This window comes from Alphaproteobacteria bacterium (assembly GCA_040220875.1).
In the GTDB taxonomy this organism is placed as follows: domain Bacteria; phylum Pseudomonadota; class Alphaproteobacteria; order JAVJVX01; family JAVJVX01; genus JAVJVX01.
Window position 1 is genome coordinate 249,001 of the sequence record JAVJVX010000006.1, and the last position, 20,797, is coordinate 269,797.

Sequence of the window (20,797 nt, forward strand, 5' to 3'; positions counted from 1 at the left end):
GAATGTATTGCGTTCACATCATGTACCCGCGAAAGCCCGGGTCGGATTTCGACTACGACCATTATTTCCGCACTCATCTGACCATGGGGCTCGGCCTGTTCAGAAAGCATATGGGCTTCCTGCCCAAGCAGGTCTTCGTGCAAAAGGCCTGTTACGGCCCGGACCGCACGGAGGCGAGCGCCGATTACCACGCAATCTGCACGCTCATGTTCGAGAGCAAGGCGGATGCCGACAAGTTCATCGAACTTTTCGAGATTGATGAGGCCGCCAACCTGTTACGGGCCGACTGGCCCAAATACACCGAAATGGACCCCAGGGTCGTGGTCGGCGAAGTCATCGAAACCGATGTCGAGAGGTTTGCCGAGAAGGGCCAGAGCGTGATCGAGGAGGCCCTCGCGGGCTGAGCCGGCGCCTCGCCCGCCCGTCCGGCCCGAAAGGATAATGCCATGACGGACACGACCAGGGAGCTCATTCGGTCCACGGCCAGCCACGCCACGCGCGCCAGAGCACCCGCCAAGAAGCCGTGGCAGGGCTGGCTCGACGCGGAACTGGGTTTCCGAAATCACTGGTACCCGGCTGCCCTGTCCAGCCATATCGCGGAAGGAGCGGCCCGGGGCGTGACGCTCCTGGGCGAGGAAATCCTGCTCACTCGCCAGGACGGCCGGCTTTTCGCCGTCGAGGACCGCTGCTGCCATCGTGGCGTCCGCTTCTCCGCCCGGCCGCTTTTCTATACCAGGGATACGGTGACCTGCTGGTACCACACCTGGACCTATGATCTGGAAACGGGCCGGCTTTTCACGATCCTGACGGAGCCCCAAGCGCCAATCATCGGAAAATGCGGCCTGAAACCCTATCCCGTCACGGAAGCCCAGGGTGCCGTTTTCATCTTCGTCGGCGATATCGAGCCGCCGGAGCTGTCTAGCGACGTACCGCCCGGATTTCTCGACGACAATATCGCGGTCGCCGCCGTCGAGCCCTATGACATCAAGGCGAACTGGCGGCTTGCCTGCGAGAACGGTTACGACCCGGGGCATCATTTCATTCATAACTGGTCGAAACTCTGCATCGATGCCGACGCGCCTGTGCCGTTCGGCTGGGTGACGAGCCGCGAGGACATTGCGAAAACCACTCATTACGAGACACGCGAACCCGGCCCCAAGGGCTTCACGCGCACCATCGCACATACCGAGATGCCGTTTGAGGCGACCATCCCGGCGAAGGGCAACCGGGCCGAGGTGACCGTGCGTCCGCCGCTGGCGGAAGGCAAGTCGCCCGACGTGCTGGCGGCGGCCCAGGCGGATGCGGAGCACGGCAAGGTGGGGCTCTGGCTGCCCTGCGGCCTCAAGGTGGAGGACTGGCCGTTCAAGGATGTGTGGCACGTGGAATTCTACGTACCCAAGGATGCGGGGACACACACTTACTTCCAGTTCGGCTGCAAGCGCGTCGCAGACGAGACGGCCCGCCGGCGCTGGCTCGAAAGCGAACATGCCGAGCTCTGGAAGGCGATCCCGGACGACTTCACGGGCGAGGATGCCTTCGCCCGCGAGAATATGGAAAAATTTTACGCCGAAGAGGATGGCTGGCATCGCGAGCGTCTGTTCCGGCCCGACATCGAATTGACGATGTGGCGACGGTTCGCGTCCGAGCACGCCCGCGGCATCCAGACTCGCGACCACGCCAAGGGCGTCGCGCGTCCCTGATTTCCCGCTGTCCTCCGAGGGCCGGCGAAGTTATTGCGCCGCCGGTGCCCGGCGTGATGCGGCCAGTGACCCGCCCTCGAGACGCGCGCAGAGCGCTGCCCAGCGCCGGCCCGATTCGCGCGCGCCCTCGAGATAGGGCTCCGGCACCAGGTGGTAGGGCGGTCGCGGCGGCCCCGCCGTCATCCAGCCGGCCGCGTCCATCCGCGCTTTTTCAAGGCCGATATTGTATTTGGAGAACTCCTCGAAACTGCCGCCGGGAAAGAGGGTCTCGAAACTGTGTGTGATGGCCCCGGAAATTTCCCGGGCCCGTGACCAGTCCCCGGTTGCCTTTGCCTCGGCGACGGTATCGCGCAGCCGCGTCACCACGCCGGGGCCGCACACCGCACCGCTGGTCCAGAAGGCCGTGCACTCCTCGGGCGCCATGCGGGCGGCAGCGTAATAATCGATATCGATCGGCAGAAAGCGGATTTGCCCCCTGGTCAGCGCGAGATCCATAAGCAGGCTCGCGACGCCGATATATTTGCACGTCACGACTTGCGGGATTTCGGCGACCTGCGCCCAGAACGGCCGCGGAAAATCAAACTTGAAGGCCTGGGGGTTCGCATAGACACAGATCGCTGTCCCGGGGCAGGCCTCGGCCAGGTCGCGATAGAACTGGACGGCGGTCGGCACGTCGGCCCGGCACCACATGGGCGGACCCACCATCGTGCCATCCACGCCGATATCGGCCGCAACCCGGGTCTGGCGGACGGATTCGCGGGTGTTGAGGCTGGTGGTTCCGCCAAACACGGGGATTCGCCCGCGGGCCGTTTCGACCACGGTCGCGATGAAAGCCTGTTTCTCGTCCCAGGTCAGCGTGCTGCCTTCACCGAAGGTGCCGAGACTGAGAATGCCGTCGACCCCGGCCGCGATCAGCCCGTCCACAACCCGCGCCGTCTCGTCGAGATCGATCGTATTGGCCTCGCGCCAATCCGATGCCCGGGCCGTCGCCGGCGTCGGGATGATGGCCCAGGCGCCCTGGATGTCGTCCGGGGTGAGACGAGGTTTCGAGCGTGACATGGCGGTCCTCTCCATTTTCCTCGGGCCAGTTTTTGGGGCCAGTTTTCTTTGGGGCCATTTTTCGGCGCCAGCTTTTCTCGCGCCCGGCGCGCTGCCTTGCAGGCTAGAATTATTTCAGGTCTGGGGTCGGCCGGCAACTCCCGGACCGCCTGTCCCGACTGCGCCATGCCCGGCCGACGCCCCGGCAACGACAGGCGAAACACGGGGAAACACGGGGAAGCACAGGGAAACATAGGTGAAGGCGGCGCGCGCCCGCCTGCCCTAATCTGGGTTCAGCGCAACCGACAAGCGGGAGGCAGAACCATGGCGACCCGATCCTTGGACCAATCAACGCGCACCGTGGCTTTTCTGGTCACCGACGGTTTCGAGGAAAGCGAGCTGACCGTCCCGCTGGCCCGCCTCAGGAGCGAACGGGCCGGGGTGAAGATCGTCTCGCCCAAGAAGGACACGGTCCGGGCCTGGGACCGCGGTACCTGGAGTGGTGACTATCCCGTCGATGTTCCCCTTTTGGAGGCGGATGTCGACAGCTTCGACGCCCTTGTCCTGCCGGGTGGCGTGATCAACGCGGATTTCTTGCGCATGGACCCGCCGGCGGTGGATTTCGTCCGGGCGTTTTTCGATGGCGGAAACCCGGCCCCCCTCGAGCCTGCCCGACGGCCCGTGGCAGCCATTTGCCACGCGCCCTGGATCCTGATCGAAGCGGGCGTCGTCTCGGGCCGCCGGCTCACCTCTTACCCGTCGCTCAGATCGGATCTCGAAAATGCCGGCGCCATCTGGATGGACGAGGAGGTGGTCGAGGATGGCGGGCTGATTACCAGCCGGCGTCCCGACGATCTGCCGGCCTTCAATGATGCCCTCGTGGCCGCCGTCCGGCGCCACCTCTCGGCAGCGCGCGGTCGCGCCTAGGCCGGGCACGTCGGACCAGCCGTTTCCCCGTCGTTTCCCCGTCGTTTCCCCGTCGTTACCCGGTCGTTACCCGGTCGTTACATAGTATCGGAACTGCCGTTATCCGGCCGGCCTGCGCGACGTGCGGGCGCGCCGGGCCTTGCAGCGTAGCGGGCGATGGCGGCCTCGAGACGGGCCAGCTCCGCATTCCCGGTCGCCGAAGCTCCCGCCTCGCGCAAAGCACCGGCCCGGCGCAGGGCATCGCGGTATTCCTCCGGCGTGGAAATGACGATTTCGGGCGCACGCTCAACCATGGAACACTCGATCTCTCCGGCAGCCCCGGCTCCCTACATATAGCCGTGTTCTCGATAATAGCGCTCGGCGGCCGGGTGCAACGGCAGATCGCCAGTATTTTTCCAGACCTCGCGCGGATCGATCGGATAAGTGAGGTCGCTTTCCTCGATCGGCAGCATGCGAAACGGCATCTCCATCATGTCACGGCTATGCTCGATGAAAATCCGCGTAATGGTGTAGGCAAGCTCATCCGGCATATCGTCACGCACGAACATGAGCCAGTCCGAGAAATCTATGCAAGGGACATCGGTCTCGACGCCGGGGTAGCTGCCACGCGGCAGCATTGCCCGGCGGTAACCATAGTCGTCCTCCAGCATCGTCAGCACGTCGTCGCGGATCGGCAGGAACCGCATGCTCCCCGATTGTGCGAGCTGGCGCCAATGGGGGGTCTTGCGCCCCTCGTGAATGACCGCGTCCGCGTCGCCGCGGATGACGTGCAGCGGGATGGTCAGGCACCGGCTATCCTCGATCAAGGTCCAGCCCGCCGCCTGCAATTCGTCGAGCGACGTGCCGTAAGCCTCGAGGATACGCTCGACAGCAAAACGAACCGGAAAATCAGGTCCGGGCAGCGCGAGGCGCATCGGGTGATCCTTCATTTCGCTGATATCGGTGATGGGCGAGGCAGCCGGCACGGCCCAGAGCATCCGGTCGTCGTGGGGAAAGGACCCGATGGCGCGGAGGTTGGTCATCTTTTCGGCGAATGGCCCGATGCCCCGATAAGCCATGGTGGCGCAGGCCGCCGGCGTGGTGAAACCCATGTCCGCCTGGCCCTTCGACACGGCCGCCACGGTCGGGAATTCCTCGGTAATCATCTGGATGGTCGTCTTGCGCAACGTCGGCATTTCGTAATCGATCATCTGGGCGATGCTGGCGAAGAACCAGGCCCAGAAATAAACGACGTCCGATCGGAAGGTCAGCTCGAATTCCTGGTTGTCGAGGGGGCTGTCAGGCATGTCCGTCTCCTGGGTTGCGGTGACCTGCAGGCCCAGCATGAAGTCGCGCGCACCCGGATGCAACGTCCGAATGTCCCCGCCCGGAAAGGCCGCCCGGAAAGGCCGCCTGGCAATCGCGGCCGACAGGCCTAATCGGCGAGCGCGAAGCCGTTGATCGAAAGCGCCTTTTCTTTTGGTGCGATCGAGGTATGCACCGCCGTCATGCAGCCCGGGCAAAGCAACTGATTGAACACCACGGGCGTGTCGAGGAAAAACTCCGGCGCAGTCCGCACCGACGGCCCGGCGAGGCTGGTCGCCCCCTCGATGCGGGCGAGATGGAGAGTTTTCTCCGCATCGCTCAATACCTGCCCGCAGTGGCGGCAGGCTACCCTGCTCTGTCCGTCACCCCCAGCGACCAGCGTCATATTGTCATCGATCGGCCGACCGGCTGACGTATCTGCCTTCCCGTCAAGCGGCTTCACGGGTGTGGCCTCCCGGCGGCGCTTTTCATGTAGCTCCTCGCGCCGCTTCGCTGTGGCGTCGGGATTGGCCGAGCCGTCATTGGAAAGCACCACGCCGTAGATGTTTTCCACCGCCGTCATGGTGATGAGATCGTCCTGATAATCCCGGGCGACCGCTTCCGGATCGCGCAGCAGCGGGTCGCCATACCCCCCGCCCCCCTGGCAGTTGAGGTAGATCACGTCGCCCGGCGACAGCATGCTCTCGGCGAAACACTGGGTGATTTCGGCATTGCCCGGCAGTTCGTCGAGCGAGGCCGGGATCCGGCCGGCGGCCAGCATGCCGGTCACGCCGCCATCCTCGCCCCCGTGGACGATCACATCGTGGCCGAGCCCCCCCGCATAGCCGCCGGCAAGCCCCGGATTCTGGGCCGTCGCCTTGCCCGACGTGGCCAGCACGACCCCGGCCGGCAACGACGTGCCATGGGGCGTCAGCGCCACGGCGCAACTGGCCCCGCCGCGCTGGCGGCCGGCCCCGCCCGAATCGGGCTCCTCCCGGCGCCACAGGACGAGCAGCGGATACAGGAGTTCGGTAATCTCCGCATCGGGCACCCGCCCCATCGGGATGCAGAAGGAGCCGCCCGTGTTGATGCCGTCGCGCTCGGGCCGGGCACCGTAGCCGCCGGCCATGGTTTCCATCACGACGTTGAGGAACGGCACCGGTTGTTCCGGACGCTCGTCCACCCCGGCGACGGCGACGAAATCATAGGTGCCGCAACAGGACGCCTGCACGTTGCGCCGGAAATCGATACTGCTGTCCAGCATTTCCGACAGGCACTGGGCCACCAGATTGCCGATCATCCAGCCCGTTGCGAGCGGCGCACGGTTCACGGCTGTGGGAAAGGTACAGTTCACCAGCGAGCCCTCGGGCGCGATGATATCGAAGCACCGCATCAACCCGCTGGCAGACCACGGAATGTCTCCCGCCAGAATGGGCAGAAAAGCGTGCATCACCCCGCCCCGACACCCGCCAAAAGTGCAACTGATGACCCCCGCTTGCGGGTCCGTCCCCGTAAAATCGAAAGTCAGATGACCGTCCTTCTTGGTCATGTTGAGAACGACCTTGTAGGCCTTGCGGTCCCGCGTGTGCGCCTGGTCCTGATAGCCGATGGCTTCCCATGTGCCGTCCGGCGCTGCGCGCAGCTTTTCGCGCAGGCGGAGTTCGGCGTCATCCATCATTCTCTTCATTACTGCCTTGACCACGTCGGGGCCATATTGCTCGATCACGGCAAGAAGTCGCTGGCGGCCGATATTGTTGGCGCCAATCTTGGCCCGAAGGTCGAGATTGACCAGCATCGGCACGCGCGAGCGTCGGATCCACACATCGACCACGTCACTCTGAATCTGAAAATTGCGCATCACCTTGATCGGAGGTGTCGGCACTGATTCCGAGAATACATCCACATTGTCGATCGGCGCCGAGCCAATGGCCGAGCCGCCAAGATCGGGCTCATGGCAGACAGCGCTGGTCCAGCCGAACAACTGCCCCTCGTAGAAAATGGGTTGAAAGACCACCACATCGCTCTGATGCAGCCCGCCGCCGACCCAGGGATCGTTGCAGAGGAACATGTCGCCCTCCTCAATACCCGGATTGACTGCGCGGTTCTGGAGCGTCCAGGTGATCGCAAGGTCGATCGCGCCAATCAGCATGGTGTTGTAAAGGCCAACCTGCGCCTGCTGGCCGACTTCGTCGTTGATGGTGAAATCGAAATCGTTGGCGTCCGTCACCACGGGTGAACCGGACATGCGCTTCAGCGTCTCACCCATCTCGTCCGTGACCGACCAGAGCCGATGGCGCACCACCTCGTAAGTGAGGGGATCGAGCCCGTCGATCTGTTCCTGGCTGACCGTGTGCACCTTGAGCTTGCTCGGTAACTGGCGCAGAAGGTCTTCGGGGGCGATGGCCTTGGTGGCGAATTGCTCTGATCCGGGGATCATGGGAACGCTCCTTCGGGAATTGCCGGGCTTTCGGTCGGCCGGTTCAGGCCGGCACGACCTGGCTCCGGGTTTCAATCTTGAGAATGCCGATGCTGTCGATTTCGCCCCGTGTGCCGTCGGGGATCACGACTGAGGTGGTCGGCACCTGGATCACGGCGGGGCCGGTGATGACATGACCCGCGCAGAGCTTCTGATAATCGTAGACGGGCGTTTCGACGAAGCCTTTCCGCCCGTCGAGGCAGACGGGCCGGGTCGTCAGCAGGGCCGGGGCGGGGTCGGGACTGGCGGCGGCGGGAATTTTCGCGAAAGCGGGATTGGCCTCGAGCACGCCGACACCACGGATGCGGAACGTGATGCCATGAATGCCGGCGCCCGCGAAGCCCGAGCCTTCACCGTAAAGTTTGGCATAGAGCCGCTCGAAATCATCTACACTTTTTTCAAGGACTTCCTTGGACAGCGGCCCCGGCGGCAGGGGGGTCGTCACCTCGCCCATTTGCAATCCGTAACGGATATCGATCTCGCGGTGCAGGATTATCCTGTCCAGCTTAAGCCCCTGGCGGGTCATGGCCTCGCGCACCTGGGTTTCGAGCAGCGCGAAATTCTCCCCCACGCGCGCGGGGTCGAATGGCGCCACCATGGGATCGGAATGTTCGCGCACCAATACGATATCGGATGAGGCCAGCCCGAAGGCGGAAAAGGCGGAAGCCACCGGGCCAAGGGGCACCACCACCTCGCTCACCCCGACCTGGGCGGCGTAGGCAGCGCAATGCGCAGGCCCGGCGCCGCCGAAGGCATAGACCGTAAAGCTGCGCGGGTCGTGCCCGCTTTCAACGACGATCTTGCGCAACAGATCACCCGTCTGAGCGTTCTGGACCGTGTGGATCGCCGCCGCCGCCTCCTCTACCGTGAGGCCGAGGGGTTCCGCGATTTTTTCCCGGATCGCCTTTTCGGCCAGGTCCTTGCGGATAGGCCGGAGGCCGCCCAGGAGGCCGGTTTCGGGCAGGATGCCGAGCACCAGATTGGCGTCTGTGTTGGTGGGCTCGGTCCCGCCGGCGCCATAACAGGCGGGGCCCGGATCGGCCTGGGCGGAATAGGGCCCGACACGCAGGTTGCGGCCCGTGTCGATCCAGGCGATCGCACCGCCGCCAGATCCGATGGCCTCCACCTTCAATGTCGGCACGTTGACCGGATGCTGGTTGACCGTGGTCTGGGCGGCGCGCACGGGTTCGCCCTCCACCAGAAGGCCGGCCAGGAAGGTGGTGCCCCCCACATCGGTCGCGATGACGTTCTTGTGTCCAAGCCGTTCGGCCAGTTGCACGCAACCGACCACACCGCCCGTCAGCACGCCGCCGATTGTGGTGATCGCCGAAGCCGCGGCCTCGGCTGCCGCGATCGCACCGCCGGCACTCTGCATAACCAGGAGCGCGCCACTCAGGCCGCGATCCTTGAGCCGCTCCTCCAAATCGGACAGGTACAAGTCGAGCCCGGGACCGATCTGCGTGCTCATGATGGTGGTCGAATTGCGCGCAAATTCCCGGATGCGCGGGCTGACCTCGGACGAAAGCGCCACGAACACGTCCGGGTCTTCCTCGTGGATCATTTCGCGCAGCCGTTTTTCGTGGGCGGAGTTGCGAAACGACCAGAGAAGGGAGACGGCAATCGCCCGCACGCCCTCCGCCAGAACTTCGCGGATCACCGTGCGTGCCTCATCCTCGTCAAGCGCCACGATGACATTGCCCTCCCGGTCCACGCGCTCGGTAATCTCCCGCGCGAGGCGGCGTTCCACCAGGCCACGCGGCTTGGATTGGGACATCAGATCCTGCAATTCGTGCTGCGGCCGTCCCAGGTACCGGCCCTCGACGTTCATGATGAAGATCGAGTCCCGGTGGCCACGGGTAGTCAGAAATCCGATGCGCGGGACTTTTCCCATGACCAGTGCGTTGAGCGACGATGTCGTGCCATGCGCGATATGGTCGGTGTTGGCCAATATCTCCTCGATTGGACAATCCAGCTCTTCTGCGACGAGTGCGATGGATTCGAGCACGCCATCGCCGTAATTGGGCGGTGTCGACGGTGTCTTGGACGATACCATGTGCCCGTCCGAGCGAATCGCAACCGCGTCCGTGAACGTGCCACCCACATCGACACCGATGACGTATCTCAAATCCTGCGTTGCCATCCTGTTACCCGTCCCGTTGGAAAAACCGTAAGATGTCAGGCCCCCTGCCGTTTAGGAACCGAGGCGCGCCGGCCGTGAGTGACGGGCGAAGCGCCTTCTTCCGCTGCCATTCGGGCGTTCAGCGCGTCGAACAAAGTAAAAAGCTGTTCGAATACCCTTTGCAGATCGGGACCGTCGCCGAAATCCCAGGCGAAGAACGCTCCGTCGATCACCGATCGGGAAAACTCCGCATAGTCCCGGGCCACGGCACGGGCCGTCTCGGCTCCCCGTTCCGCGAATTGCGCCTCCAGCGCCGTCATCCACCAGTGGCGGGCGGTCTCGCGGATTTCGCGGATTACCTCGCGCACCTCCGGCGGCATGTCCTGACGTTCCAGCCCCAGCAACATCAGAAACCGTAGAAACAGCGGGTCTTCCTGAAGCGCGCGCCCGACCATTTCGGCGATCTCTTCCATCGTGCCGATGGTCCGGGCGTCCGCACCCGTCCGCCGCGGGATGATGCTGAAAAACTGGTTCGACTTGGCCCGCACCACCTCGGCGAACAGGTTCTCCTTGCTCGAAAAATGCCAGTAGAGCGAGCTGGCAGGGTACCCCGCCGCCTTGCAGATGGCCGAGATCGACGTGCCCGAGAAGCCCCGCACGGCCATGATGCGGGCCGCCGCCTCGAGGATTGCGTCTCGGGAAGGGCTGTCGGACGCGTTCTCCTGTGCCAGCCTGATGCTCTTGCCCGCCATCCCCGGTCAGGCCGCCGCCCCGCGGACCCGGTCGATCACATGGGCCGGATTGTCGGGCGCGGCGTTCGACCGCCAGGCGATCCTGTCGTCCGGCCGTACCAGGATGAGCTTGTGTTCGTAGTGCGGCCGCGCCCGGGGTTCGTGGGCGATATCCACGATATCAAGCGGCAGGTCACATTTCTTCGCCGCCCCCGTGAGGCCCGAAATATCCACATCGTCATCGTTGACGAGCAGCGTGAAGCCAGCCCCCATGCGGTCGAGCAACGGTTCGCCTGTCTCGATAAAGGTGAAGTGAGGCGCCCGGCACCCGGGCACGGTGCTGGGCGTGTAGCGTGACACCTCGTAAGGCGGCGCTTCCTCGCCATCATAGATGATCAGGGGCGAGTCTTCATAATGCCAGCCGAAATTCATGCCTTCGGCATTGAACTGGCGGGAATCGATCTCGAGCAGCTCCGCCCGCACCTTCTTTCGGATGGCCGCGCCCTCGGGGCCGGGATCCTCGATGCGGGCCCGCATATCCATGTCCTGTGTCACCTTGTGCTGGGCGCGGGCCATGCCGGACGCGGTGTGGGAGACCAGGTCATCGATCGGCAGCCGCTCGGCCTCGTAAGCGTCGAGAATGGATTCCGGCGCCCAGCCCCGGAGCACGCCTGCCAGCATCCAGGTCAGGCCGACGCCGTCCTCGATGCCGGTATTCATGCCATGCCCCGCATAGGGCGGCCAGGAATGAGCTGCGTCGCCCGCCAGAAAGACATTGCCCTCGCGGAACTTCGTCGCCAGCACACGATTAAACTGCCAGGTCTCGACGCTGAGCACCTCGTAATCGATGTCGCAGCCCATGGTCTCGCGAATCTGGCGGTCGTATTGCTCTTCGCTGACACCCTCGGCCCCCTCCGGAATCATGCAATGGGTCAGCCAGAGATCATCGCCGTTAATCGAGATGATATTGCCGAAATTGTCCGAGTTGATGACCCAGTTCATCCAGCCGGGGGGCGCGTTGAAATTGGCGAGCACGTCCCTGGAACGGAAGAAGATCGATTGGGTGCGCCCGCTGCCCGTGGCACCTCCCTCCATCTTGATGCCAAGCTGCCGGCGAACGGTGGATTTGCCGCCATCGCACGCCATGACGTAACGCGCGCTGAGGGTGCCGGTGCTGTCATCCCGGGTATCGCGATAGCCGAGCGTCACCCCGCGATTGGACTGATTGACGCTGGTCACCTCATGAAAATATCGGATTTCGATATTGGGCTGCTCGAGAGCATGGGCACGCAGTACGCGCTCAAGGAACATCTGGCTGCTGCGATGGGGGCGCTCGACGGAATTCCAGTTGGCGTCAAAGGAAAACCGGTCTTCCTCGAACCGCGCGCCGGACCCCGCCAGCTTGAAACGGGTGATTTCGATCCCGTTGATCCGCGTCATATACAGGACGTCCGTCGGATAGTCGGGCGGCAGCCCCGCTTCGCGGTAGGGCATGTTGCAGCCGTAACGGCGCAGCAGCTCCATCGAGCGCGCGCTCGTCGTGTTGCACCTCGAATGCATCGGATCGACGTCGGTCCGCCGCTCCAGGACAAGGACCGGAATCCCGCGGTAGGAAAGGTCCAGCGCCGAAATCAGGCCCACCGGGCCTGCCCCCACGATGATGACATCGCGGTCCTGCCCACCACTCATGGCCGCTCCCTGCAGATGTGTATGGTGCCCTGTTGCGGGCATCCTTGTCGCTCTGTATCGATCGTTACACACCCCGAGGGGCGGGCGCAAATGGATTCTGAGTGCCGGCGGCGCGCGACTTCAGTCTGGAAGTTATCCGGGTTTTCACCGCGCCCGGGGGTGCCGGCGCGGGTCAGCGCCAGATCAGGCGGAGACCGTACCTTCGTCGAGGCGACGGGCGGCAGCGAGCGCGATTGGTGAGAGTCCCTCACCCCCTGCCGCCAGGTGAAGGACCAGTTCGCGGCGCATGCGCCGCTCCCAGAACCGGCGGAAATGATTTTCCGTCGCGGCGATCGCTTCCTCTTCCGGATAGGCGTCGAAAAAATCCGCGATCTGGTTGGCCATGTGAACGAGGCGCGTGGCTTCCATGTCAGATCACCCGCTCGCCATGGGTGTAAAGGTTGAAATGGTCGCCCCGTGCGAAGGCGGCAACCGTCAGATTGCTGGCCTCGGCCAGGTCAAGCGCCAGCGAGGTTGGCGCTGAAACCGCCACCAGGACCGGACAGCCGAAGGTCACGGTCTTCTGTACCATTTCCATGGAGCACCGGCTGGTCACGACGATAAATCCATCCGCCGGATCGATGCCGCCTCGCGCGGCGGCGCCAATCAACTTGTCGAGCGCGTTGTGCCGGCCGACATCCTCTCGCACCACGAGAAGCTTGCCAGCCTGGTCCGCGAACCCGGCGGCGTGCACCGCGCCCGATTCGTGGTTGAGCGACTGCTGTTCGGGCAGCGCCGCAAGCGCGCGACGGATCGCCGCCGCCGGAACCGGCCGGCTCGGGCGCAGTGCCTCGAGCGGGCGCAGCGCCTGGCCGATATCGGCGATGCCGCACAGACCGCAGCCCGTCCGACCCTCCAGATTGCGCCGCCGCGAACCCAGCGCCACCGCCCGGTCTTCGGGAATGGTGACAAAAAGCAGCAGGCCGGATCCCTTGGGCGTGATATGCACCTCGCCGATCTCACCCACGTTGCCGACGATGCCTTCAGCGATGGTGAAACCGTAGGCCAGATCTTCCAGATCGCGCGGCGTGCCCATCATCACAGCGTGGTTTTCGCAGTTATAGAGGAATGCGATGGGCGCCTCGACAGCGACACGATCCCTCGTTTCCGCCCGGCTGGCCGGATCCACGCGAGAGACCGCCGTGGCCGCGAGGGCCGGAAGCTCGTCGGTCTTGATTGTCGTGCCGGCTGCCATCTTTCCTCGCTCGCGCTATTCGGCTGCAGGCGCGACACGCGTGGTGCGGGCGATAAACGTCTCGTGCTCCTCCTGCCAGTCGGACCAGCGGTTGGTAGGTCGCACCTCGACCGCCGTGACCTTGTATTCGGGGCAATTCGTCGCCCAGTCGGAATATTCCGTCGTGACCACGTTGGCCCCGGTCTCCGGGTGGTGGAAGGTCGTATAGACCACGCCGGGCTGCACGCGTTCGGTGATCTGCGCCGTCAGGGTAATCTCGCCCGACCGGCTCTGCAGGGCCACTCGGTCACCATCTCGAATGCCGCGATTTTCCGCATCATGGGGATGGATTTCGAGGACATCCTCGTCATGCCAGATGGAATTCTGCGTCCGGCGCGACTGCGCGCCCACATTATATTGTGTGAGAATCCGGCCCGTCGTCAGCAGCAGCGGGAAACGCGGGCCGGTACGCTCATCCGTCGGAACGTATTCGGTGATCATGAGCCGGCCCTTGCCGCGCGCGAACCCGCCCTCGTGCATGACGGGCGTGCCAAGGGGTGCCTTGTCATTGCACGGCCATTGCACGCTGCCCTCCCGGTCCAGCAATTCGTAGCTGACGCCGGCGAAGGTCGGGGTCAGGCGCGCGATCTCGTCCATGATCTCCGAGGGATGCGTGTAATGCATGGGATAGCCGAGCGCGTTGGAGAGCGCGACCGTCACCTCCCAATCCGCCATCCCGGCGAGCGGGCGAATGGCGCGCCGCACGCGGCCGATGCGCCGCTCCGCATTGGTGAAGGTGCCATCCTTCTCGAGGAACGACGCGCCGGGCAGAAAGACATGGGCGTAAGCCGCGGTTTCGTTCAGGAACAGATCCTGAATGACGACGCACTCCATCGCGGCCAGGGCCGCGGTCACGTGTTTCGTGTTCGGGTCGGACTGGGCGATATCCTCGCCCTGGACGTAGAGTCCCCTGAAACTGCCGTCGAGCGCAGCATCCAGCATATTGGGGATGCGCAGGCCCGGTTCGGGATCGAGCGACACGCCCCAGGCGCCCTCGAAGGCCCCGCGCGTATCATCGTCCGACACGTGGCGGTAACCCGGCAACTCATGGGGGAAAGACCCCATGTCGCACGAGCCCTGGACGTTGTTTTGCCCTCTGAGCGGGTTCACGCCGACACCCGGCCGACCCAGATTGCCGGTCACCATGGCAAGATTGGCCATCGCCATGACCATGGTGGTGCCCTGGCTGTGTTCCGTCACGCCGAGCCCGTAATAGATGGCCGCATTGCCGGCTTGGCCATAGAGCCGGGCGGCGGCCCGGATTTCGTCGGCCGGGACGCCCGTGGTCTCCGCCACGACCTCGGGCGCGTTCTCGGGACGGGCGATAAAGTCGAGCCAGCGCCGATTGTCCTCGGCCTCGCAGCGCTCGGCCATGAAGGCTTCATCCATCAGTCCTTCGGTCGCGATCACATGGCTCATCGCGTTGACCAGGGCGACATTGGTCCCCGGCAACAGCGCCAGATGATGGGCGGCTGCGACATGCGGCGAACGGACGAGATCGATACGCCGCGGGTCGAGGACGATCAGCTTCGCTCCCTGACGCAGACGCCGTTTCATCTGCGAGGCAAAAACCGGATGCGCATCGGTCGGGTTGGCGCCAATGACCATGATGACGTCGGCCTGCTCGACGGAATCGAAATTCTGTGTACCGGCCGAGGTTCCAAAGGCGGTCTTGAGTCCATAGCCCGTGGGCGAATGACAAACCCGCGCGCAGGTGTCCGTGTTGTTGTTGCCAAAGGCGGCCCGGACCATTTTCTGCACCAGATATGTTTCTTCATTGGTGCAGCGTGAACTTGTGATCCCGCCAACGGCGCCCTTGCCGTATTTCTCCTGGATGCGCCGGAATTCGCTGGCGGCATAGCCGATCGCCTCGTCCCAGCTCACCTCGCGCCAGGGCGCCTCGATCGACTGGCGGATCATCGGCCGGGTAATGCGGTCCTTGTGCGTGGCATACCCCCACGCGAAACGCCCCTTGACGCAGGAATGGCCGTGATTGGCCTTGCCGTCCTTGTTGGGAGTCATGCGGACGACCCTTTCGCCCTGCAGCTCGGCGACAAAGGAGCAGCCCACCCCGCAATAGGCGCAGGTAGTTTCCACCTGCCGCTCCGGCTGGCCGTGGGTCACGACACTCTTTTCCATCAGTGTCGCCGTCGGACAGGCGTTGACGCAGGCGCCGCACGATACGCATTCGGATTCGAGGAAAGCCTCGTCCATGCCGGCGGCTACCTTGGACAGGAAACCGCGGCCCTGAATGGTCAGCGCGAAAGTGCCCTGCTGCTCTTCACAGGCGCGCACACAGCGGGAGCAGACGATGCATTTGGACGGATCGAAGGTGAAATATGGATTTGACTCGTCCTTCTCCGCATCCAGATGGTTTTCGCCATCGAAGCCGTAGCGCACTTCACGCAGACCAACCGCGCCAGCCATATCCTGCAATTCGCAGTCGCCATTGGCCGAGCAGGTGAGACAATCCAGCGGATGGTCGCTGATATAGAGCTCCATCACCCCCCGGCGCAGCCGAGCCAGCCGGTCTGTCTGGGTTGACACCTTGATCCCGTCGGCGACCGGGGTCGTGCAGGACGCGGGCGTGCCCCGCCGGCCCTCTATTTCGACCAGGCACAGCCGGCAGGACCCGAACGGTTCGAGCGAATCGGTGGCGCAAAGCTTCGGGATGCTGGAGCCGGCGAGCCGGGCTGCCCGCATCACCGAGGTACCCGCCGGAACCGAGACACGCGTGCCGTCGATTTCAAGCGTGACGGCTTCCGCATTCTGCGGCGCAGGCGTGCCGTAATCGGTCTCAAAATGCCTCGTCATGACTGCCGTGTCCTATCCTGGGTTTTATTCCGCCGCGCGCCGGGCGTTTCTCGCGAAATCTTCCGGAAAATGATCGAGGGCGCTGAGCACCGGCATCGGCGTGAGCCCCCCCAGCGCGCAGAGCGACCCGTCGCGGAGCACTTCGCAAAGGTCGCGAACCAGATCGATCTGTCCTGCGACGTTCTCGCCGCGCAAAATCCTGTCCATCGTTTCCACGCCGCGCGTCGAGCCGATCCGGCAGGGCGTGCACTTGCCACAGGATTCGATGGCGCAGAATTCCAGCGCGAACCGCGCCTGCCGGGCCAGATCCACCGAATCGTCGAATACTACCACACCCCCGTGGCCGATCATCCCGCCCTTCTCGAGGAAGGATTCGTAGTCGAAGGGGGTATCGAAAAGCCGGGTAGGCCAGTACGCGCCCAGGGGTCCGCCCACCTGCGCCGCGCGCACCGCGCGGCCCGACCGGGTGCCGGCGCCGTATTCCTCGATGATCTCGCCCAAAGTCAGGCCGAAGGCCCGCTCGATCAGTCCGCCCTGCTTCACGTTCCCGCCAAGCTGGATGGGCATCGTGCCCCGGGAGCGGCCCGTGCCGAAATCGCGATAGTAAGCCGCCCCTTCCGCCAGGATGGTAGGGACGGCCGCGAAGGAGAGCACATTATTGAGCGCGGTCGGCCGCGCGAACAGCCCCGATATGGCGGGCACCGGCGGCTTGGCCCGGACCTGGCCCCGCTTGCCCTCGAGACTGTCGAGGAGAGAGGTTTCCTCGCCACAGATATAGGCGCCCGCTCCCAGACGCAGTTCGAGATCAAAAGCATGCCTGCTGTCCAGTATATCGCCGCCCAGCAACCCGCCGCGATAAGCCGCGTCGATGGCGCGCCCCAGTTGAAGGCCGGCATGGGGATATTCGGAGCGCAGATAGATAAAACCCCGGTTCGCGCCCACCGCGAGGCCGGCGATCACCATCCCCTCGATCAGAAGAAACGGGTCGCCCTCCATGAGCATACGGTCGGCGAAAGTGCCGCTATCGCCTTCATCGGCATTGCAGACGATATATTTCTGCGCGCTCTCCGTCTCCAGTACCGTGCGCCACTTGATCCCGGTAGGAAATCCCGCGCCACCACGACCGCGCAGACCCGATTCCGTCACCTCCGAAACGATTTCCGCCGGGCTCATCCCGAGTGCCCGCCGGAGCCCCTTGAGACCGCCATGGGCTTCATAATCGGCCAGCGAGAGCGGGTCGATCACACCGCACCGCGCGAAGGTCAGCCGCTGCTGGGTCTTGAGATAGGGTATCTCCTCGACCGGCCCGAGGCAGGCGGAGTGACGCGTATCGCCAGCTACAATCGCGGCCGCTTCCGCCGCCGTCGCCGGGCCGAAACCGATCCGCCCCGAATTGGTCTCCACCTCCACCAGGGGCTCGAGCCAGAAGAGTCCGCGCGAGCCGGTGCGCACAATAGTGGCGTCGCTCTGCTGCGCGGCGATCTCTGCCTCGACGGCGCGGGCGACATCGTCCGCCCCCACGGACAGGGCGGCCGCATCCATCGGAATGAAAATACGTGCGCTCATGCGCGAACTTTCTTCAGCGTGCCTTCGGTATCGAGTCGGCCATACAGTGTCCCGTCGATCAGCGCGGCGGGAGAGAGGGCGCAATTGCCGAGGCAGAACACTTCGCGCACCTCGATATCCTCGTCCCCGGCGCAGGCTGCCGTCACCTCGTCGAACAACCGCGTCGCCCCCATGGACTGGCAGGCCTCGGCGCGGCAAATCTGCACCTGCCGGGCTGGGGCGGGGCGGCGACGGAAGTCATGGTAGAAGGAGATCACACCATGGACATCCGCCCGCGTCAGGTTGAGCGTCTCGGCGATTACCGGCACGGCCCCGTCGTCGATGTAGCCGAAGGCCGCCTGCACGGCGTGCAGCACGGGCAGGAGCGGGCCGTCCAGATGCATCAGGCTCTCGGTCATCTGGCGCGTGAGTTCGGGACCGGTCGCAGGATCCCATGGCCCCGCCCGGCCGCTGCTGAATTTTTCTGTCATGGGCTGGATTATCCCGCCGGACCCTTGGGAATCCAACAGCTTTTCGCGTTTACGCCGGCTCTTCCGGGTTGGCAGGACGGAAATCGAACCCGGCGTCCGCAACGCTGAGAAAGCCCGCACTTGGCAAAGGGAAATGGGCCGGCAGAAGAAGGCTGCCGTGCTCGACGCAGGATTCGAGCAGGGCGCGCCGCGTGCGGCGGGACGCCTCGGCATCGGCGCAGAAATGTGACGTGATGTCGGGGTAGCGACATTGCAGGGGCGTGTGGATCACATCGCCCGAGAAGACTCCCCGCGCCCCCTGCGACCGGGCCTCCACGATCATGTTGCCCGCCGTATGCCCGGGCGCGAGCGCCACCGTCAGGCCGCTGTCGAGCGCGAACCCGTCATCGACGAATTCGGCCAGCCCCGCCTCCAGCACTGGCAGCACGCTATCCTCGAAATAGGGACCGGTGGGATCGGGCTCGGTGCGGGTCCGGGCAACTTCCTGCCAGAAATCGAATTCCAGCTTTCCGAACAGGTATTTCGCGTTGGGAAAAGTCGGCACCCATTTGCCGTTTTCAAGCCGGGTGTTCCAGCCCACGTGATCCATGTGCAGATGGGTGCAGAAAACGAAATCGACATCCTCGGGCGTGAAGCCGGCGGCGGCGAGATTGTCCAGCCAGGGCCAGGTCTTGTCGTGAAAGGGCGGCATGAGCCGCTCCTTGTGCTCGCCCACGCAGGCGTCGATCAGAATGAGGTGCCTGGGTGTTTTAACGAGATAAGACTGCATGACCAGAACCAGCAGCCCCTGATCCAGATCGATGATGCCTGGATGAAGCCAATCGCGATGCGCGGCGAATGCCTCCAGATCGATGTCGGGGAAAAGATCGGCGACGCCGAAACCCGGTGGTATGGATTCGACGATCTGCCAGATTTCCAGGTTGCCGAGTCGGCGATGGATGACATGGTTTTCGGCGGGCGAGTGGGGCTGGGACATGAGCGAAGTCTAGGGACAAGCTCCCTGCCCGTCAAAGCGGATCGGGCGAAAAAGCGCGGCCCGACCCTCGACGGTCAGTCATCCATAATATCAAGGGCACGATCCGTCCCCTCGAGCGGTCCCGGATGCTCTTCTCCCGCCCGGCCAAGATGATGATAGATCCGCCAGAGATGGTAGCTGACACGGTTGAGCCACCGCATGCTATCCAGCCGGTGGAGGGTCGTCTGCGCGCCAAACTCGCGCCGCGCCGCGCCGGCCACCGCCCCTTCACGGAAGCGCTGGCGCTGCCGGCGAAAAACATCCCAGAGCCATTCCAGGCGATCCCTGACGGTATCGGGCGTCTCGGCCGCGAGGGCGCGCGCCACGGTCGCGTGCAACAACGACGAAAGGCGACGCAATCGCGGCTGGGTGTGAAGGATTTCCACCCGCCTTGTCTGGCGGCACCGGTTGGACAGACGAAACAAGTGATCCAGCGCATGCATGGCTGCCATGTGACGCGCATACAGGCTTTCCTCCTCGGGGCCGGTACGGATGCGCTCGAGAAAGCTTCGCGTCGCCTCGAGGCCTTCATCGACGATACGCAGTTTCGCCAGGTCCAGTCGGGCCGGTCGCCGAGGGTCGGTGAGACCGACCAGTATCTCAAGCAGCAATCTCGTGATGTCGCGCACGGTCTCCACGGCTGCGGCCAGGGCCGCGTGCGGCTCGCGGAGGAGCCGCTCTTCAAGCCGGCGCAACAGCGGCGGTCCGCGCTCGGGCACGAGACGGATGATCAGGCGCGCGAAGGGACCGGCAAGCGGAACGGCCAGCGCCGTGCCCAACACATTGAAGGCCGTGTGGAAGGTGACCAGTGCGATCTCGGGCTCGGAGAGGCCGTCCCCGCCAAACCACGCCGATGCCACCGCGACATAGGGTCCCAGAAGAAAGAACGCCACCACACCTGTCAGAACATTGTAGACGACATGGGCGTACCCCGTCTGACGCATGGCTGTGGAACCGCCGATGGTCGCCACCAGCGCGGTAATTGTTGTGCCGACGTTCATGCCGATGACCATGGCTGCGGCCTGGGCGAAGGAGATCGAGCCCGTGCTCAGGGCGACGAGGGCTGCGGCCACGCCGGCGCTGGAGGACTGGGTGAGGACCGTGACCGCGATACCGATCGCGACCAGTTGCAACCGCCCCAGATAGGTATCTTCGGGAAAGCTGGCCGGCGTGACGACGTTCTGGAATTGCGACAGCCCCTGCTGCATGGCGTCGATTCCGACGAAGAGAAGGCCGAAGCCGGCGATCGCCCAGCCGACCTGCCGCGCCCGCCCCCGGCCGAAAAGGTGCAGCAGCGCGCCCGCCAGGACGAACATCAGCGCCACCGGCCCCAGCTTGAGCTTGAATCCGATAATGGCGACCATCCAGCCGGTGATCGTGGTGCCGACATTGGCGCCGAAAACGATGCCAAGCCCTTGCGAGAAGCTCAGTACGCCGGCGCCGACGAACCCCACGGCGAGCACAGTGGTCGCGCTGGAGGATTGCATGGCCGCTGTCGCGGCGGCGCCGGCCAGCGCCCCTCTGAGCGGCGTCGAGGTGAAGCGCACAAGGATCTGGCGCAGCCCGTCACCGGTAATGTCCCGCAGGCTGCTGGTGAGGATGGCCATCCCCAGCAGAAAGAGCCCCACGCCACCGAGGCCGAGCATGATGTCCGCAGTCATGGCGGCAGTATGGGCCTCGTGCGGCCCGGCGGGC

Annotated in this window: 17 protein-coding genes; 3 read left to right on the plus strand and 14 right to left on the minus strand. The window is 64.5% G+C overall.

All coding sequences use genetic code 11. The annotated features are described in order from the left end of the window. The first annotated feature begins 2 nt into the window (after positions 1 to 2). Positions 3 to 404 (plus strand): EthD family reductase, encoded by a 402-nt coding sequence (locus tag RLQ26_07225; protein MEQ9088516.1) that lies wholly within the window; start codon positions 3 to 5, stop codon positions 402 to 404. Between the two features lie 42 nt (positions 405 to 446). Continuing rightward, on the plus strand, positions 447 to 1,700 hold the full coding sequence (locus RLQ26_07230) for a Rieske 2Fe-2S domain-containing protein (protein MEQ9088517.1): 1,254 nt from the start codon (positions 447 to 449) through the stop codon (positions 1,698 to 1,700). A 30-nt stretch (positions 1,701 to 1,730) separates the two neighbouring features. On the opposite strand, the gene RLQ26_07235 is transcribed toward RLQ26_07230, so the two are convergent. Further along, positions 1,731 to 2,759, minus strand: a complete 1,029-nt coding sequence (locus RLQ26_07235; GenBank protein ID MEQ9088518.1) for a dihydrodipicolinate synthase family protein — start codon at positions 2,757 to 2,759, stop codon at positions 1,731 to 1,733. A 303-nt stretch (positions 2,760 to 3,062) separates the two neighbouring features. Between RLQ26_07235 and RLQ26_07240 the strand changes: the two genes are divergently transcribed. Then, entirely contained in the window at positions 3,063 to 3,665 is a 603-nt protein-coding gene (locus RLQ26_07240; protein MEQ9088519.1) for a type 1 glutamine amidotransferase domain-containing protein, read from the plus strand. Positions 3,666 to 3,742: 77 nt separating this feature from the next. On the opposite strand, the gene RLQ26_07245 is transcribed toward RLQ26_07240, so the two are convergent. The 13 genes from RLQ26_07245 to RLQ26_07305 form a co-directional block, all read right to left on the minus strand. After that, positions 3,743 to 3,958, minus strand: coding sequence for a hypothetical protein (locus RLQ26_07245; protein MEQ9088520.1), 216 nt, complete (start codon positions 3,956 to 3,958; stop codon positions 3,743 to 3,745). A 33-nt stretch (positions 3,959 to 3,991) separates the two neighbouring features. Continuing rightward, positions 3,992 to 4,951 (minus strand): TAXI family TRAP transporter solute-binding subunit, encoded by a 960-nt coding sequence (locus tag RLQ26_07250; protein ID MEQ9088521.1) that lies wholly within the window; start codon positions 4,949 to 4,951, stop codon positions 3,992 to 3,994. 128 nt (positions 4,952 to 5,079) lie between these two features. After that, positions 5,080 to 7,386, minus strand: a complete 2,307-nt coding sequence (locus RLQ26_07255) for a hydantoinase B/oxoprolinase family protein (GenBank protein MEQ9088522.1) — start codon at positions 7,384 to 7,386, stop codon at positions 5,080 to 5,082. Between the two features lie 43 nt (positions 7,387 to 7,429). Next, positions 7,430 to 9,550 carry a hydantoinase/oxoprolinase family protein gene (locus RLQ26_07260; protein MEQ9088523.1) on the minus strand — a complete coding sequence of 707 codons (2,121 nt, stop codon included), beginning with the start codon at positions 9,548 to 9,550 and terminating at the stop codon, positions 7,430 to 7,432. 50 nt (positions 9,551 to 9,600) lie between these two features. Beyond that, positions 9,601 to 10,296: a helix-turn-helix domain-containing protein gene (locus tag RLQ26_07265; GenBank protein MEQ9088524.1), complete on the minus strand. Its 696-nt coding sequence runs from the start codon at positions 10,294 to 10,296 to the stop codon at positions 9,601 to 9,603. A 6-nt stretch (positions 10,297 to 10,302) separates the two neighbouring features. Continuing rightward, complete coding sequence (locus RLQ26_07270; GenBank protein MEQ9088525.1) at positions 10,303 to 11,964, minus strand: FAD-dependent monooxygenase; 1,662 nt, start codon at positions 11,962 to 11,964, stop codon at positions 10,303 to 10,305. 183 nt (positions 11,965 to 12,147) lie between these two features. After that, positions 12,148 to 12,372, minus strand: a complete 225-nt coding sequence (locus RLQ26_07275) for a formate dehydrogenase subunit delta (protein MEQ9088526.1) — start codon at positions 12,370 to 12,372, stop codon at positions 12,148 to 12,150. Between the two features lies 1 nt (position 12,373). Next, the gene (gene fdhD, locus RLQ26_07280) at positions 12,374 to 13,198 is read right to left on the minus strand and encodes a formate dehydrogenase accessory sulfurtransferase FdhD (GenBank protein MEQ9088527.1); all 825 of its coding nucleotides are present in this window, start codon (positions 13,196 to 13,198) and stop codon (positions 12,374 to 12,376) included. Positions 13,199 to 13,213: 15 nt separating this feature from the next. Beyond that, positions 13,214 to 16,051: a formate dehydrogenase subunit alpha gene (fdhF, locus tag RLQ26_07285; protein MEQ9088528.1), complete on the minus strand. Its 2,838-nt coding sequence runs from the start codon at positions 16,049 to 16,051 to the stop codon at positions 13,214 to 13,216. Between the two features lie 24 nt (positions 16,052 to 16,075). Then, the gene (locus RLQ26_07290; protein ID MEQ9088529.1) at positions 16,076 to 17,617 is read right to left on the minus strand and encodes an NADH-quinone oxidoreductase subunit NuoF; all 1,542 of its coding nucleotides are present in this window, start codon (positions 17,615 to 17,617) and stop codon (positions 16,076 to 16,078) included. After that, a complete protein-coding gene (locus tag RLQ26_07295; GenBank protein ID MEQ9088530.1) occupies positions 17,614 to 18,087 on the minus strand; it encodes an NAD(P)H-dependent oxidoreductase subunit E in 474 nt (157 codons plus the stop codon). The genes RLQ26_07290 and RLQ26_07295 overlap by 4 nt, the downstream gene beginning before the upstream one ends. Before the next feature lie 49 nt (positions 18,088 to 18,136). Further along, positions 18,137 to 19,063, minus strand: coding sequence for an MBL fold metallo-hydrolase (locus RLQ26_07300; GenBank protein ID MEQ9088531.1), 927 nt, complete (start codon positions 19,061 to 19,063; stop codon positions 18,137 to 18,139). 74 nt (positions 19,064 to 19,137) lie between these two features. Then, positions 19,138 to 20,763 carry a Na/Pi symporter gene (locus RLQ26_07305; protein MEQ9088532.1) on the minus strand — a complete coding sequence of 542 codons (1,626 nt, stop codon included), beginning with the start codon at positions 20,761 to 20,763 and terminating at the stop codon, positions 19,138 to 19,140. Positions 20,764 to 20,797 lie beyond the last annotated feature (34 nt).